12 protein-coding genes and 2 pseudogenes are annotated in these 13,858 nt (G+C 70.5%); 4 read left to right on the top strand and 10 right to left on the bottom strand.

Features of this window, described 5'->3' with window-relative positions; translation table 11 throughout:
- Positions 1 to 677, top strand: a pseudogene (locus FNH05_RS17365) (FAD-binding protein); the annotation flags it as partial.
- A gap of 91 nt (positions 678 to 768) precedes the next feature.
- On the opposite strand, the gene FNH05_RS17360 reads toward FNH05_RS17365, so the two are convergent.
- Genes FNH05_RS17360 through FNH05_RS17330 form a run of 7 tightly spaced genes read right to left on the bottom strand, consistent with a single transcriptional unit; the run spans position 769 to position 7,561 of the window.
- The gene (locus tag FNH05_RS17360) at positions 769 to 2,127 is read right to left on the bottom strand and encodes an alkaline phosphatase family protein (protein WP_144589642.1); all 1,359 of its coding nucleotides are present in this window, start codon (positions 2,125 to 2,127) and stop codon (positions 769 to 771) included.
- Positions 2,127 to 3,275: a metabolite traffic protein EboE gene (gene eboE / locus FNH05_RS17355; RefSeq protein WP_144589640.1), complete on the bottom strand. Its 1,149-nt coding sequence runs from the start codon at positions 3,273 to 3,275 to the stop codon at positions 2,127 to 2,129. The genes FNH05_RS17360 and eboE overlap by 1 nt, the downstream gene beginning before the upstream one ends.
- Before the next feature lie 3 nt (positions 3,276 to 3,278).
- Positions 3,279 to 4,136: a TatD family hydrolase gene (locus FNH05_RS17350; protein ID WP_144589638.1), complete on the bottom strand. Its 858-nt coding sequence runs from the start codon at positions 4,134 to 4,136 to the stop codon at positions 3,279 to 3,281.
- Positions 4,136 to 4,756, bottom strand: coding sequence for an EboA domain-containing protein (locus FNH05_RS17345; protein WP_186382590.1), 621 nt, complete (start codon positions 4,754 to 4,756; stop codon positions 4,136 to 4,138). Before FNH05_RS17345 ends, FNH05_RS17350 begins: the two co-directional genes overlap by 1 nt.
- Complete coding sequence (locus tag FNH05_RS17340; protein ID WP_144589636.1) at positions 4,753 to 5,598, bottom strand: sugar phosphate isomerase/epimerase family protein; 846 nt, start codon at positions 5,596 to 5,598, stop codon at positions 4,753 to 4,755. Before FNH05_RS17340 ends, FNH05_RS17345 begins: the two co-directional genes overlap by 4 nt.
- Complete coding sequence (locus FNH05_RS17335) at positions 5,595 to 6,422, bottom strand: SCO3242 family prenyltransferase (RefSeq protein ID WP_144589634.1); 828 nt, start codon at positions 6,420 to 6,422, stop codon at positions 5,595 to 5,597. The genes FNH05_RS17340 and FNH05_RS17335 overlap by 4 nt, the downstream gene beginning before the upstream one ends.
- On the bottom strand, positions 6,419 to 7,561 hold the full coding sequence (locus FNH05_RS17330; RefSeq protein WP_144589632.1) for an inositol-3-phosphate synthase: 1,143 nt from the start codon (positions 7,559 to 7,561) through the stop codon (positions 6,419 to 6,421). Before FNH05_RS17330 ends, FNH05_RS17335 begins: the two co-directional genes overlap by 4 nt.
- Positions 7,562 to 7,961: 400 nt before the next feature.
- On the opposite strand from FNH05_RS17330, the gene FNH05_RS17325 reads away from it, so the two are divergent.
- Positions 7,962 to 9,485 carry an alpha/beta hydrolase gene (locus FNH05_RS17325; RefSeq protein ID WP_246127790.1) on the top strand — a complete coding sequence of 508 codons (1,524 nt, stop codon included), beginning with the start codon at positions 7,962 to 7,964 and terminating at the stop codon, positions 9,483 to 9,485.
- A 24-nt stretch (positions 9,486 to 9,509) separates the two neighbouring features.
- Positions 9,510 to 10,415: an ArsR/SmtB family transcription factor gene (locus FNH05_RS17320; RefSeq protein ID WP_144589630.1), complete on the top strand. Its 906-nt coding sequence runs from the start codon at positions 9,510 to 9,512 to the stop codon at positions 10,413 to 10,415.
- A 3-nt stretch (positions 10,416 to 10,418) separates the two neighbouring features.
- Here FNH05_RS17320 and FNH05_RS17315 read toward each other — a convergent pair whose 3' ends face one another.
- From FNH05_RS17315 to FNH05_RS17305, 3 genes are read right to left on the bottom strand one after another with little or no spacing between them, the layout of a single operon-like run.
- Positions 10,419 to 10,940 (bottom strand): flavin reductase family protein, encoded by a 522-nt coding sequence (locus FNH05_RS17315; protein ID WP_186382589.1) that lies wholly within the window; start codon positions 10,938 to 10,940, stop codon positions 10,419 to 10,421.
- On the bottom strand, positions 10,937 to 11,122 hold the full coding sequence (locus FNH05_RS17310) for a hypothetical protein (protein ID WP_144589629.1): 186 nt from the start codon (positions 11,120 to 11,122) through the stop codon (positions 10,937 to 10,939). The genes FNH05_RS17315 and FNH05_RS17310 overlap by 4 nt, the downstream gene beginning before the upstream one ends.
- Positions 11,123 to 11,150: 28 nt before the next feature.
- Entirely contained in the window at positions 11,151 to 12,704 is a 1,554-nt protein-coding gene (locus FNH05_RS17305) for a tryptophan halogenase family protein (protein ID WP_144589627.1), read from the bottom strand.
- Positions 12,705 to 13,022: 318 nt separating this feature from the next.
- Here FNH05_RS17305 and FNH05_RS17300 point away from each other — a divergent pair.
- Positions 13,023 to 13,858 (top strand): annotated as a pseudogene (locus tag FNH05_RS17300) (hypothetical protein); the annotation flags it as partial.

Raw genomic sequence — 13,858 nt, 5'->3', positions numbered from 1 at the left:
TCACTGCCCGGCAACGGCAACTACTCCGGGAAGGAAGATTCGACTACCTGCAAGGCCAAATCCTCCCCAGCGAAACCGGCTGGCAGTACATGCTCGAAGCAGCCACCTACTACACCCCGCCACAACACCCCGACGACCACGTCCTGCTGGACGGGCTCGGCCACGGCAGCCAGGAAGTTCAGGACCTCACCTACTGGGACTTCGCCAACAGGCTCGACCGCGGCGTCACCTACCTCCAGGAGACCGGCGAATGGTGGCACCCCCACCCCTGGGCCAACCTGTTCCTGCCCGGCACCGCCACCGACGACTTCCTCGAGCACATCCTCACCGATCTCACCCCCGCCGACCTCGGGGCCCCGGGCCTGCTGCTCGTGTACCCGATCCACACCCAACCGCTGACCACCCCGCTGCTCTCCACTCCCCGAACCGAGGTCATCTTCCTCATCGCGGCACTGCGCTACACCCCGCCCGACGACCCACTCTCCCTTGAGCGCCTGATCGCCACCAACCGCGACTGGTACGACAAAGCCAAGGCCCTCGGCGGCACCGCCTACCCCATAGGCACCATCCCCTTCACCCAGCACGACTGGCAGACCCACCACGCCACCTCACTCACCGGCACGCGTCGCCGCTACGACCCACGAAGCATCCTCGGTCGAAGTCTCGTCTGCGGGTGAGTCGGCGAGAATCCCGCACGCCACGTCCGATGGGACCACGTCGTTCGGGGCGCGGGCGAACCACTGGCGTTGGCCGCACGCTCCGGCGTCGTCAGGACAGGGACAGCAGCAGTGCCTTGACCTCGGTGGCGTGGATCCGGTCGCGGGCCGGTCGCGGGTCCGAGCAGAGCAGCACGGGACCGTCCTCGGCGGAATCCGGCAGGCGGCCGTGGCTGCCGCGCACCGGTGACGGGTCCAGCGGGACCACGCGCATCGCGTACCGCAGTCCGAGCTTCTTGCGGGCCAGCGCGGTGGCGGCGCGGAGCTTCACCAGCGGGTCGGCCGGGTCGAAGAACAGCTCCGCGGGGTCGTATCCGGGTTTGCGGTGGATCTCCACCGTGCGCGCGAAATCCGGCGCGCGGTCGTCATCGAGCCAGTAGTAGTAGGTGAACCACGCGCCGGGTTCCGCGATCGCGGTCAGTTCGCCCGCCCGCTCGTGGGCGACGCCGAGTGCCTCCTGTCCCGCCCTGTCGAGCACGGTGTCCACACCGGACAGCTCGCCGACGATCTTCCGCGCCCTCGGCACATCACCGGGATCCCGGACGTAGACGTGGGCGATCTGGTGGTCGGCCACGGCGAACGCCCGCGAGGTCCACGGGTCCAGGTACTCCATCCCGGCCTGGGTGTGCACGTTCAGCAGTCCTTCGCGGCGAAGGGCGCGGTTGACGTCCACGGGCCGTCGCGCCGGGGTGATTCCGTACTCCGACAGCGCGACGACCGTGTGCCCGCCGACCGCGGCGGCTTCGAGCAGCGGCCGTAGTGCGAGGTCGACCGCCCGCGCCGCGGCGACGGCTTCCGGGCCGTCGGGGCCGGAACGCTGGAGGTCGTAGTCCAGATGGGGCACGTAGACCAGGGTGAGATCCGGGACGTCCGTGGTCAGGATCCGCCGCGCCACGCCGATGATCCAGCGCGACGACGTCAGCGAGGCGGTCGGTCCCCAGTAGGTGAACAGCGGGAAGTCGCCGAACTCGCCGGTCAGCCGGTCGTGCAGCTCCGGTGGGCGGGTGTAGCAGTCCGGCTGCTTCCGGCCGTCGGCGTGGTAGACCGGGCGCGGGGTCACGGTCAGGTCGGTGGCCGCGCCCATCGCGTACCACCAGCACACGTTCGCGACGCGGTAACCGGGCCGGTCGCGCCTCGCGGCGTCCCACAGCTTGTCACCGTGGACGAGCGCGTTGTGCTGCCGCCAGAGGAGCACCTCGCCGAGCTCCCGGAAGTACCAGCCGTTGCCGACGATCCCGTGTCCCGCCGGGGAAAGCCCGGTGAGGAAGCTCGACTGGACCGGGCAGGTGAGCGCCGGGAACACCGTGTCCAGCGTCGCGGTGAACCCCGGTTCGGCCATCCGGCGCAGGTTCGGCATGTGCGGCAGCAGCCGCGGGGTCAGGCCGACGACGTCGAGGACGAGCAGGCTCATCAGGGCTCCTCCGCCAGGCCGAGCGCGAGCAGTTCGCGCCGTGTCCAGTCGAGTTCGGCCGCCAGCCCCGCGATCAGGTCGCTGTCGCCCGCCGGTGCGTCGGGCAGGACCTGCCAGGTGTAGGTCTCGACCTCGACGTGATCGGTGCGCGCGCAGGCGCCGCCGAACAGCCCGGCCAGTGTCGCGGACAGCTGCGGCCGGGTGGAGCGCAGCGGTGGCACGGGATCGGCGTGCACCGGGATGTGGAAGTGGATCCGCCACGGCGCGGCACCGGGAAGGCCGGTGAGCGCGTCGCCGAGATCGTCGGTCCCCGGCGGGCCGCCCTCGACGCACTGGTGCAGGAACCGGGGTTCCGCGAAGGACGCCAGCGCGTGCCGGGTGTCCGGATCGGACGGATCGTCGGCCTGGAGGGCGCAGGAAACCTGGACCTTGACGATGCCGAGTTCCGCGTCCGCCAGCCGGGCCAGCGCCTCGCCGGGCTGCTCGAAGGCCACCGCCAGGTGGCAGGTGTCCAGGCACAGCCCCAGCCAGTCCGTGTCGTGGTGCGCGAGGTGTTCCACCGCCTGCGCCGTGGTCTCGACGACGCAGCCGGGTTCGGGTTCGAACCCCACCCGGACCGGCTTGCCCGTCTCGCGGGCGAGTCCGGCCAGCTCGGCGCCGAGCCGGTCGAGGCGTTCGCGCACCGTGTCGCGGATCTCGGGGGACCAGTCGGTGCGCCAGGTGAGCGGCAGCGTGGACACGCTGCCCCGCGCGGCGTCCTCGGGCAACAGTGCGGTCAGCACCCGCGCCAGGTCCATCGTGTACCGCGCGCGTTCCGCCGTGGCCCAGTGCGGGTGGTAGACGCTGTGCTTGACCACCGGCTCATGGAAACCACGGTAGGGAAACCCGTTGAGGGTGACGACTTCCAGGCCGCGGGCGGCCAGTTCCGCGCGCAGCCGGGGCAGCGCCGCGGGATCGGCGGACAGTGCGGACGCGACCGGCCTGGCCAGCCACAGGCCGAGACCGAGCCGGTCTGCGCCCAGCTTCTCCCGGACCGGTTCACCGAAGCGGGCCAGCTGTGCGAGCACGCCGTCGAGGTCTTCGGCGGCGTGGACGTTGGTGCAGTAGGCGACGTGGACGAGGGTCCCGTCGCGGTGGCGGAACCGCACTCGTCACTCCTTCCGCTCGCCGCGGAGCACGGAGTTCCCGGCGTATTCCCCGGTTTCGATGTCCACCTCGGACAGGTCGAGACGCTTGCTCTGCCCGTAGAACTCGACCGGGTTGCGCCACAGCACGCGGTCGACGTCGTCGGCGGTGAATCCCGCGGCGAGCATCGCCTCACCGGTGCGCACGGTGGTGAGCGGGTCGCTTTCGCCCCAGTCCGCCGCCGAATTCACCAGCACCTTCTCGGTGCCGTACTCGCGGAGGACGGCGACCATGCGGCCCTCGTCCATCTTGGTGTCGGGGTAGATCGAGAAACCCATCCAGCACCCGGAGTCCTTGGCCATCCGCACGGTGACCTCGTTGAGGTGGTCGAGGACCACCCGCTCCGGCGCGAGACCGGATTCCCCGATCACCGCGATGCTGCGCGCGGTTCCGGCGGCCTTGTCCCGGTGCGGGGTGTGCACCAGCGCGGGGAGGTCATGGTCGATCGCCAGCGCGAGCTGGGCGGAGAACGCCTCGTCCTCCTCGGGGGTCATCGAGTCGTAGCCGATTTCCCCGACGGCGACCACACCGTCCTTTTCCAGGTACCGGGGCAGGATCTCGAGCACGGGCGTACAACGCGGATCGTTGGCTTCCTTGGGGTTGAGTGCGATCGTGCAGTGGTGCCGGATGCCGAACCGGCTCGCGCGGAACGGTTCCCAGCCGACCAGAGAGGCGAAGTAGTCGACGAAGCTGCCGACGGTCGTGCGGGGCTGCCCGGTCCAGAAAGCCGGTTCGACGAGCGCGCGGACCCCGGCCTCGCGCATCGCGCGGTAGTCCGCCGTGGTGCGCGAGCTCATGTGGATGTGCGGATCGAAGACACGCATCAGCTGTCCTGTCGGTGGAGGTCGGGAAGGCGGGCGAGCAGATCGGCGGGCACCGGCCGTCCCGCGGCGGTGCGTTCGAGCGCGAACGAGCGCATCATGCGAATCAGTTCGTCGTCGGTGTGCTCGTCGAGCCCGGCGACCGCGTCCAGCGGGATGCCCATGAACACGCACTTCAGCACGCCGTGCCGGTAGGCGGAGTCCTCCAGCCACGAAGCTGCGTACGGGCCCATCGCGGTGGCGACCAGCCGTGGGTCGTTGCTGCGCAACGCTTCCGTTACCAGGGGAAGCCCACGATCACCGAAGTCCGAACAGGACAGTCCACGCAGGACGGCGCGCTGCTCCGCCGCGGAACCGTGGTGGTAGAGGTCGGCCAGCTCGCTCGCCACGCCGGTCGCGGTGGTGAGCAGCAGAACCCGGGCCCCGTCGTCGACCGTCCACTCCGGGAAAGCGGGGGAGCCGGCTCCCAGCGGACCGCGGCCGCAATGCCGGCCGGCGGCGGGGAACAGCGTGCGGATCGCCGTCCCGTCGCGGGCCACGCGGTCGAGTGAGGCGGTGAGCCAGGCGGCGCCCGCCGGGGACAGCGCGATGTGGAGCGCGGCGCGCAACCGGTCGGGGGTCACGCCGGGGCCTCGATTCCCGCCGCCTGTCTGAGGAAGGCGAGCGACTCCCGCGCGATTGCCGGTGCCGCATGGCTGTCGCGCGGGAGTTCGACCGACACCAGACCGCGGTAACCGACGCTGCCGAGTGCGTCGAGCACCGGCGGGAAGTCGATCTCCCCGGCACCGAACTCGAGATGCTCGTGCACGCCCCGGCGCATGTCGTCGATCTGGACGTTCACCAGCCGGGGCGCGGCCCGGCGCACGCAGTCGGGGACCGGCGCGTACTCGTTGCAGCGGCAGTGCCCGATGTCGAGGGTCAGTCCGAAGCGTTCGGGCTCGCCGAGCCGCGCGGCCAACGTCTCGTATCCGTCCAAATCGGACACCAGCATGCCGGGTTCGGGCTCGAATCCGAGGCGGACACCGTGCCGCTCGGCCGTTTCCAGGACGGCCGCGCACCCGGCGGTGAGGCGGTCCCACGCCGTCGCGCCGGGCAGGTCGTCCGGTTTCACGCCACTCCAGAACGACACCGCCTCCGCGCCGAGCTCGGCCGCGATCTCGACGGCGCGACGGAGGAAGGAGATCCGGCGTTCACGGCCGGGGCCGAGCAGGGTCGGCGCGTGCTTGTGCCACGGGTCCAGCAGGTACCGCGCACCGGTCTCGACGACCACGGCGAGGCCGAGCCGGTCCAGGTCCGCGGCGACGGCCGCCACACGGCGCGGCAGGTCCGCGCCGAAGGGATCGAGGTGCTGGTGGTCGAGGGTCAGTGCGACGCCATGGTAGCCGAGATCCGCCAGCACCCGCAGCGCGTCGCCGAGCCGGTGGTTGGCGAACCCGTTGGTGCCGTAGCCGAAGCGGAACGTCATGTGGGCGAGACCTTCCTGCCCAGGAACCGGGCCAGCGGGTACGCCGCGGCGACGGCCAGCGCCGTGCGCCAGGCGCCGGTGCGGGCGATGAGCCCGGCCTGCAGCGGGATCATGCCGTGGATCCCGCTGCCGACCGCGTGCCGGACGCGGTGGGCGGCGGGATCCCGGACGGCGTCGAACTGTGCCTTTCCCGTCGTCAGCGCGTAGGCGCCCACCAGCACCGGGGCCACCTTCCCGGCGCCTCGGGCGGCCAGGGTCACCCCCGCGGTCGCCGCCATCGCCGCGGCGGGCACCACCGGCCTCGCACCGTCCACTTCGGACCGGGAAAGCACTGACACAGCGAGGGTGTGCGCGCCGACGGTGCAGGCCGGGCGAACAGCGGCCCGGGCACCGCCCGCGCCGAGCAGCACGTCCAGCCCGCGGGCGGCAGCCATGGCGACCGGGCCCAGCGGGGTCGCCTTCAGGACGAGGTCGTACGACCACACGGTCGCCGCCAGCGGGACCGCGATCCGCAGGGCGCGGCGTCCGCCGCCGGCGGCCGCGATCCCGAGCCCTCCGAAGGTCAGCCCCGTCGCGAGGGCGAGCGCGGTGGCGGGGGATACCCGTCCGGAGGGAATGGGCCGCCCGGGCCGTTCGACGGCGTCGGTGCCGCGGTCGGCGTAGTCGTTGAGTGCCATGCCCGCCCAGTACAGGCACACCGAGGCGGCGGCAAGGGGCAGGGTGCGGCGCCTGAACGGCCAGCCCGCCGCGGCGGCGCCGGCCAGCGTGTCACCGGGCACCGTCAGCGCGGCCGGGGCACGTACCAGTTCGGCCAGCGCCCTCATCGCTGTGCCCAGTCACGCAGCAGCACGTACTGGGTGGCGAGGTCGTGCGGGACGTCGCCCACCGGATCCTTGAAGAAGAACCCGAGTTCGGGGACCGGGCCGCGGGCACCGGCCCGGCAGGCCTTGGCGGTGAACCGCGCGAGGTCGAGTACGAGCGGTGCGGCGAGCGCGGAATCGCAACCCTGCCAGGTCAGCTGGAGGCTCATCCGCGCACCGAGGAACCCTTCGAACAGCACGTGGTCCCACGCGGTCTTCCACTCGCCGAGCGCCGGTACGTAGTCGATGTGCACCTGCCCGTCGACCGGGCCGCCCAGATTCCTTTCCAGCACACGCTGTTTCGACGCGTTCTTGCTCGCGGCGGCGCGCGGGTCGGCGAGCGTGGCGCCGTCGCCCCCGCCGAGCAGGTTGGTGCCCGACCACGAGAGGACGTCCAGCCCGCGCCGGGCGAACATCGGCGCGAGCACCGAACGCAGAAGGGTTTCGCCGGTTTTCCCGTCGCGGCCCGCGTACGGCTGCCTTGTTCGCAGAGCCAGTTCGTGGAGTGCCGGCAGCCTCGCACCGGTGGAGGGCGTGAAGTCCACGAAACCGCAACCCGCGCGAAACGCCGCGTACGCGTAGACGGAACTGGGCGGCAGGACAGGGCCCGGACCACGCAACGCGGTGTCGAGCGCGTCGAGGTCCCGGTGCGCCGGATGCGGGGTGCACGGCGGCTCGGTGGAAGCGACATTGACCACGACGGTCCGTTCGAGTCCATTGCGGATACCGAAATCGATGAGGTCGTCGACGATGCGGGCAATCGTCCCTGCCTGCGGCCCGGTGTTCCCGGCATCCGGATCGGCCACGCGCAGCTCGGCTTCGGCGGACTCCAGGTCGTCCGCCACGAGCCGTACCGTCGACGCCGGGAGAACCCCCGCCCGTACCAGCTGCTCGGCCCGTTTGCGCAGGGGCGTGTCCACGACGTCGTGCCCGCCGAAGACGAGGTCGGACAGGGGCGGCAGCCCGGCGCCGGTGAAGTCCGGCAGTTCGGCGACGCAGCCCGTGGGTGGCGCGCCGCCCGCGCGGATCGCGGCCGCGCCGGCGATCGCGGTGGTGGCGACCGAACCGCGGGCGCCCACCAGCCACACCCCTGTCCCCCCCATGATTTCCTCCGCTCCGGATACGCCACGCCGCCGCGCGGCGCGGGCTCGGCGAACCGGCCCGGCGCGCGGGGCCCGAAGGCAGTACCTCGTGATGATTTCGGCCCCGGTGTTTCTCGTGCTCTCCGGCGACTCTACCGCGAGACGGGCGAATCGGAACAGGAGAACGGCCTCTTTCCGGCGGTGGACTTTCCGTTGGTGAAAACGGTGGTCCGCCCGGGCGTCGTGAAAGCGTTGCCGGACAGCCCAACCGGGCATTCTGGACACGGGACTTGCGGTCGTGGCAAGGAATGCGCCGGACGAGTTGGCCCGATCGGAGGTATCGCCCGCCGACTTCCGGTGAAACGGTGCGTACGCCGTCGTCTTCTGTAACAATGACGGCGAACTGGGGAAAGGTATGTCGATGCGTGCCTGTCTGAAACTGGGGATGGCTTTGTTCCTGGCCGTCATGACCCCGCTGCCGGGCGCGGCGGTCGCCGCGGCAACGCCGGAAACGGGGACGGTGGACTGGAAACCCTGCCCGGACGCGGCGGGGGTGGAGTGCGGCACGGTGAGCGTGCCGATCGACTGGTCGGCACCCTCGGGCGCGAAGATCGAGATCGCGCTGGCCCGGCGGAAGGCGTCGGATCCGGCGGCACGGATCGGCTCGCTGCTGATGGATCCCGGCGGGCCCGGCGGGTCCGGGGTGGCCGCGGTCAAGTCGGGCTGGACGTTGTCGCCGGAGATCACCCGCCGCTTCGACACGGTCGGCTTCGACCCGCGCGGGGTGGGCGGGAGCCACCAGGTGCTGTGCGGCCAGGCGGAGGAGACGGCGCCCTATCCGGAAGTCCCGGCGACCCCGGCGGAGTTCCGCTTGCTCGCCGAGCACAACAGGGCGCTGGGGGAGAGCTGCCGGAGGTTGACCGGGCCACTGTTCGACTTCCTCGACACGCGCAGCGTCGTGCGCGACATGGACGCGATCCGCGCCGCGCTCGGTGAGCGGAAGCTGACCTACTACGGAATCTCCTACGGGACGTTGATGGGGCAGCAGTACGCGGAGGCCTATCCCGACCGGGTCCGGGCGATGGTGCTGGACAGCAACATGGACCACAGCATCACCACCGCGTGGGAGTTCCTGCGCAGCGAAACCACGTCGCTGCAGGAGAACTTCGACCAGTTCGCGGACTGGTGCGCGCGCACGCCGTCCTGCGCGCTGCACGGACAGGACGTCCACGCCGTCTTCGCCGATCTGTACGCGAAGGCCGGGCGCGGTGAACTGGTCGATCCGTCGAGCAACACGAAGATCACCCAGATGCAACTGCTCGGCGGTGCCTACAGCACCCTCGCCGAGCCGGACTGGGCACGGCTGGCCGAAATGATGGCGGCGCTGTACCCGGGAAAGGCGTATCAGGAAAAGGCGTATCAGGAAAAGACGCTGCCGCAAGGGGAGACCGCGCGGGGAGCGGGCGACGTGCCGGTTCCCGATTCGGTACCGGGGGTGTTCTGCGAGGACTGGCGTCTTCCCGTGCACGACGTGGCCGAACTGGACTTCTACCGCCAGGCGCTGGACTTCGCCGAGCCGGACACGAAACTCTCGCCGATAGGCTGGAAGTCGGTCACCGGGTGCGTCGGCTGGCCGGCGCGGGTCCGGAATCCACCGCGTCCGCTTTCGGTCCACGGCGCTCCGCCGCTGCTGATGCTCAACAGCCGCTACGACCCGGAAACCCCGTACGAGTGGGCGGAAACCGCTTCGCGGCAGAGCGGCGCCGTCCTGCTCCGCTACGACGGCTGGGGTCACGGGGTGTACTTCAGGAACAGCGCGTGTGTCGTCGGTGCGGCGGATGCCTACCTGATTTCCGGGAAGGTGCCACCGCGGGGCACCCACTGCGCCGGGATCGACCCGGCGGCCGCTCCGGCCGTGATGGCCGCCGCAAGGCCGTCGTTCTGACGGTTGTGGACACGAGGGGGTGTCTTGCGGAGAATACATTTCACGGCGGACGATCTCGCCCGGATCCGGTTGAAGGCCACGGTCGGACCCGTCGCCGAGACGGTGTTCGCGCTCGGTTTGCTGGGCAGACCAGGTGGGCCGGGCGGGTATCCGGCGTGGCGAAGACAGGTGACGGCCCGGTTGCGGGAGCACGGGATGCTGGACGTCGTTCGTGCCCGTTCCGACGGGTACGCCGAAGTGACCGAGGACCTGCTGCGGCTGGTGGACCAGTCCGAGGACGCGGACGAGTTCTTCGTGCGGATGATGAAACCGGCACCGGAACACGCGCCCCACGTGGCGCTCACCCGGTTGTTCGAGGTGTGGCGGGTCGCGGTCGCCCCGTACTGGAACAGGATACTGAGCCATCTGGAGTCCGATGTGGACGCGCGGGGCCGCATCGAGATGACCGGCGGGGTGGAGCGTCTGTTCACCACACTGCATCCGCGGATCTCCTGGAAGCCCCCGGTGCTGGAGATCCCGGGCGATCCGTCGGGGGATTTCCGGCTCGACGGACAGGGGCTGGTGCTCAGCCCCTCGATCTTCCTTGCCGACAGCCCGGGCAGGCTGATCGGGGCCGCGCAGCCCGCGCTGGTGTTCGGCATCCCGCTCGACTCCCACCAGCGGGTCGCGCTGTGGGACGATCCCGACGACAGCACTCAGGCACTCGGCATGCTGGTGGGCCAGACGAGGGCGGCGGCCCTGCGGGCGCTGCGGGAATCGTGCACCACCAGCAGGCTCGCTGATCTGCTCGGCATCTCGATGGCCGGGGCCAGCCAGCACGCCGCCGTCCTGCGCCACAGTGGACTGGTCACCACCCGGCGGGTCCGCAACACCGTGGTGCACACGGTGACCCCGCTTGGCGTGGCGCTGCTCGGCGGCCGGATGGAGTGAGGCTCACGGTTCGGGCCACGCGGCGTACCGGCACCGGCCGTAGAGCAGCGGTGGGTGGCCAGGGGGGCCGATGGTGACCCGCAGGGCCTGGCCGAACACGACGACGTGGTCACCGTGCGGGCGTGTGCCGCTCAACCGGCAGTCGGCGATCGCGTGCGCGTCGCGGGTCAGGTGGGGCCCGCCTTCGGCGGGTTCCCACTGCACCAGGTCGAACCGGTTCGGCCTCCCGGAGGCGAACAACCGCGCGACAGCACACGATCCACTGTGGACAAGGTTCACCGCGAACGAGCCGGCGGACAGGATCGCGGCCAGTGTCGGGCTGCCCTCACGCAGGCAGACCAGCAGCGTCGGGGGATCGAGGGTGACGCTGCACAGCGAGGAGCAGGTCATACCGTGCGGGGTGCCGGAGCCGTCGGTGGTGGTGATGACCGCGACGCCGGTCGGGAAGTCCCGCATCAGCGCGCGGAACCCGTCCTGGATTCCCGCCGCGGATTCGGTGACGGACTCGGTGACGGACTCGGTCATCGCGCACCCGCCCCGCCGCCCCGGGTGTTCATCAGGGTCCCGATCCGCGCCGCCTCCCGCCGCGGCAGCCCGCCGAGCCGGGCGCCGAAGTACCCGCCCACCGTCTTGCCCGCGATCACGAACACGACGGCCGTGGCCGCCGCGAGGTGCGCACCGCGCAGCAGAACTTCGGGAACGCTCATGTGCCGTCCTTTCGCCGCTTCGCCGGGTTCAGGAGCGCGTCGCGGCGAAGTACTCGTACTGCGACGGCAGGGTTTCCACCAGACACTTCGCCTTGTCCCTGATCTGCTCGAACTCCTTGTGCGCGGCCGTGTCGTCGGCCAGCCGCAGCGCGGGGGAGGGAGTCAGCTTGATGCCACCCATGCCGAGCAGGACGCACATGTACGAATACGGCGGAAGCCCGTGGTAGTACGGGTAGATCGTCTCGCTGTCGGGCAGCTGCACCCGCCACCGTTCGAGACGCTCGGCGAGCCCGTCCGGGATCTTCCGGGTTTTGGTGTCCTTCCAGTATTGGGTGTTCTCACGCGCCGCGCTCACGTAGTGCAGGACCAGGAACTCCCGTACTCCGTCCATGACGTGCCCCACCGCTTCGTTGTACAGTTCGCGCTGCGCGGGATTCCAGTCGTTGCCGGGGAAATGCTTCACCAGCCGTTCGATCGCGTGGTGGATGAAGAAGATCCCGGTGGACTCCAGCGGCTCGACGAACCCGCTGGACAGCCCGATGGCCACGCAGTTGCGCACCCAGGAGTTGCGGCTGCGGCCGATCCGCATGCGGATGTGGTTCGCCTCGACGCCGGCGGCCTCCGGGCCGACGAACGCCCGCAGCGTGCGCTCGGCCTCCTCGGGCTCGCAGTAGTCGCGGGCGTAGACGTAGCCGGTGCCGATCCGGCCGAACAACGGGATCGTCCAGATCCAGCCGTTGTCCTGCGCGGTCGCGGTGGTGCACGGACGAATGCCCCGCGCCCGCATGTCCAACGGCACCTGCAGGGCCACGGCGCTGTCGTTCGGCAGGGTGTCCTGGTAGGAGATGAACGGTTCGCCGAGGGCCTGGTTGAGCAGCAGACCGCGGAAACCGGTGCAGTCGATGAACAGATCGCCTTCCAGCACACCGTGTTCCGCCGTGCGGACGCCGCTGATCCAGCCACGCTCGTCCTGCGGCACCTCCAGCACGTCGTCGACGACGTGCCGCACCCCGCGGTCCTTGGCGTACCCGGTGAGGAACTTCGCCAGCAGTGCCGCCTCGAAGTGGTAGGCGTACGGGAACTGGGTCTTACCCTGGTGCTCCGACATCGTGAGGCCGACCGGCTCCTCGGTACCCTCGCGGAACGGCCCGTCGAGCAGTCCGCCGTCGAGGTAGCGCGGGCTCCGCTCCGCGTCGCACAGCGACGCCATCACGAAACAGTCCTTGTCGAACCGGTCGGAGTGACCGGATTGCAGCCACCAGTCGGTCAGCGGGAACCCGTCCACCGAACGCAGCTGCTCGAAGGGGTGGTAGAAATGGTGACCGGGTTCGCGCCAGTTCTGGAATCGCACCGCGAGTTTGTAGGTCGCGTTGCAGGCGGGCATCCATTCGGTTTCGGGCAGATCGAGGAATTCGAAGAAGTGCCGGATGTCACTGAAGGTCGCCTCGCCGACACCGATCGTGCCGACCTTGCCCGATTCGACCAGCGTGATGGAAATACGGTCGGTGAAGGCCTTTCTCAGGTAGGCCGCGGTCATCCAGCCCGCGGTTCCGCCACCGACGATCACGATTTTTTCGACCATGATGCAGAAACCCCACGAATCAATGAACGGCGATCATCCAGTCGCGTCCCGGTTAAGGCGTACGACCGGGACGAAGCCAACCAAGACGCTAACCCGGCACCGGGCCCCCGGCCAGCATTTTCAGTGCTCGGCGAAACTCCGAGGTCGGTGCCCGGTGTCGGGCCGTGAAGCGTTGACAGTAAAAAGAAACGGCTGCTAGCGTCCGAGCCGGGGTGCGGTGAAGCCGCCGCGTGCCCGCCGGAATTCCCGTGCTGGGCGAGAAGGTGGCAGTCTGGGGGTGCAGATGTGACGGAGCGATCCGATGATCTTTCCAGGCGCGTGCGGAGGAGAACCTTCCTCGGGGGCTCGGTGGTGACCGGGACCGCGCTGGCGTGGGGTACCGCCGGGTCGGCGAACGCGTCGGCGGCGCCGGGCCCGGAAGCGGGGGTGCACGAACGCGTCGTGCGCGATGCCCGGATGGAGTGGCACGGGCTGCCCACCGGCTGGCAGGACGCTCCGTTTCTGGGCAACGGTTCGCTGACCGCGCAGGTCCACTTCGGTGGGCGGGCCGGGGCGCTCTCGTTCGCCTTCGGCGCGGCGGGCGAACCGCTCGAGACGCCCTCAGGCAGACTCGACCTCGTGCTGGCGGGTACTCCCACGACAGCGGTGTGGGAAGTGGATCCGTGGACGGCCGAACTCACCGGGACGGTGACGACCACGCGGGGAACCGTCGCGTTGTCGGTACTGGTGCCGCGGGGCCACGACGTCCTCCTGGCGCGCCTGCACACCACGGGCGGCGAGGAGGCTGCCGCGTTCACCACGGAAACCGGCCTGCCGAAGGGGCCATGGCGGGAACGGCGCAGCGGTACGGCCCGGTTGCTTGTGGCCTCACCCCGAGCCGGGGACGTCGCGGCGGTCCGGGACGCGGACTACGCGGAGATGGTGGGACGGCACCTCCGGTGGTGGCAGGAGTTCTACACCCGCAGCCTGGTCTCCGTCCCGGACAAGACCGCACAGCGGTTCTACTGGATCCAGCTGTACAAGGCCGCCGCGCTCACCCGCGCGCCGCACGCGCTGCTGACCGGCTCGAACCACCTCGACCCCGGGCGTGACGCCGTGTCCGCGCCCGGTTCGCGCGGTCCGGCCGTCGCGATACCCGGCACCGGGTCGAAGGG

This window comes from Amycolatopsis rhizosphaerae, assembly GCF_007713715.1.
Lineage (GTDB): Bacteria > Actinomycetota > Actinomycetes > Mycobacteriales > Pseudonocardiaceae > Amycolatopsis_E > Amycolatopsis_E rhizosphaerae.
This window is presented reverse-complemented; position numbering and strand designations above follow the sequence as displayed.

Bases quoted from the DNA above. Each gene is read 5' to 3' on its own strand.
- FNH05_RS17350 (WP_144589638.1), bottom strand. From the start codon at position 4,136: ATGCGTGTCTTCGATCCGCACATCCACATGAGCTCGCGCACCACGGCG.
- FNH05_RS17360 (WP_144589642.1), bottom strand. From the start codon at position 2,127: ATGAGCCTGCTCGTCCTCGACGTCGTCGGCCTGACCCCGCGGCTGCTG.
- FNH05_RS17330 (WP_144589632.1), bottom strand. From the start codon at position 7,561: ATGGGGGGGACAGGGGTGTGGCTGGTGGGCGCCCGCGGTTCGGTCGCC.
- FNH05_RS17340 (WP_144589636.1), bottom strand. From the start codon at position 5,598: ATGACGTTCCGCTTCGGCTACGGCACCAACGGGTTCGCCAACCACCGG.
- FNH05_RS17325 (WP_246127790.1), top strand. From the start codon at position 7,962: ATGCGTGCCTGTCTGAAACTGGGGATGGCTTTGTTCCTGGCCGTCATG.
- FNH05_RS17305 (WP_144589627.1), bottom strand. From the start codon at position 12,704: ATGGTCGAAAAAATCGTGATCGTCGGTGGCGGAACCGCGGGCTGGATG.
- FNH05_RS17310 (WP_144589629.1), bottom strand. From the start codon at position 11,122: ATGAGCGTTCCCGAAGTTCTGCTGCGCGGTGCGCACCTCGCGGCGGCC.
- FNH05_RS17315 (WP_186382589.1), bottom strand. From the start codon at position 10,940: ATGACCGAGTCCGTCACCGAGTCCGTCACCGAATCCGCGGCGGGAATC.
- FNH05_RS17335 (WP_144589634.1), bottom strand. From the start codon at position 6,422: ATGAGGGCGCTGGCCGAACTGGTACGTGCCCCGGCCGCGCTGACGGTG.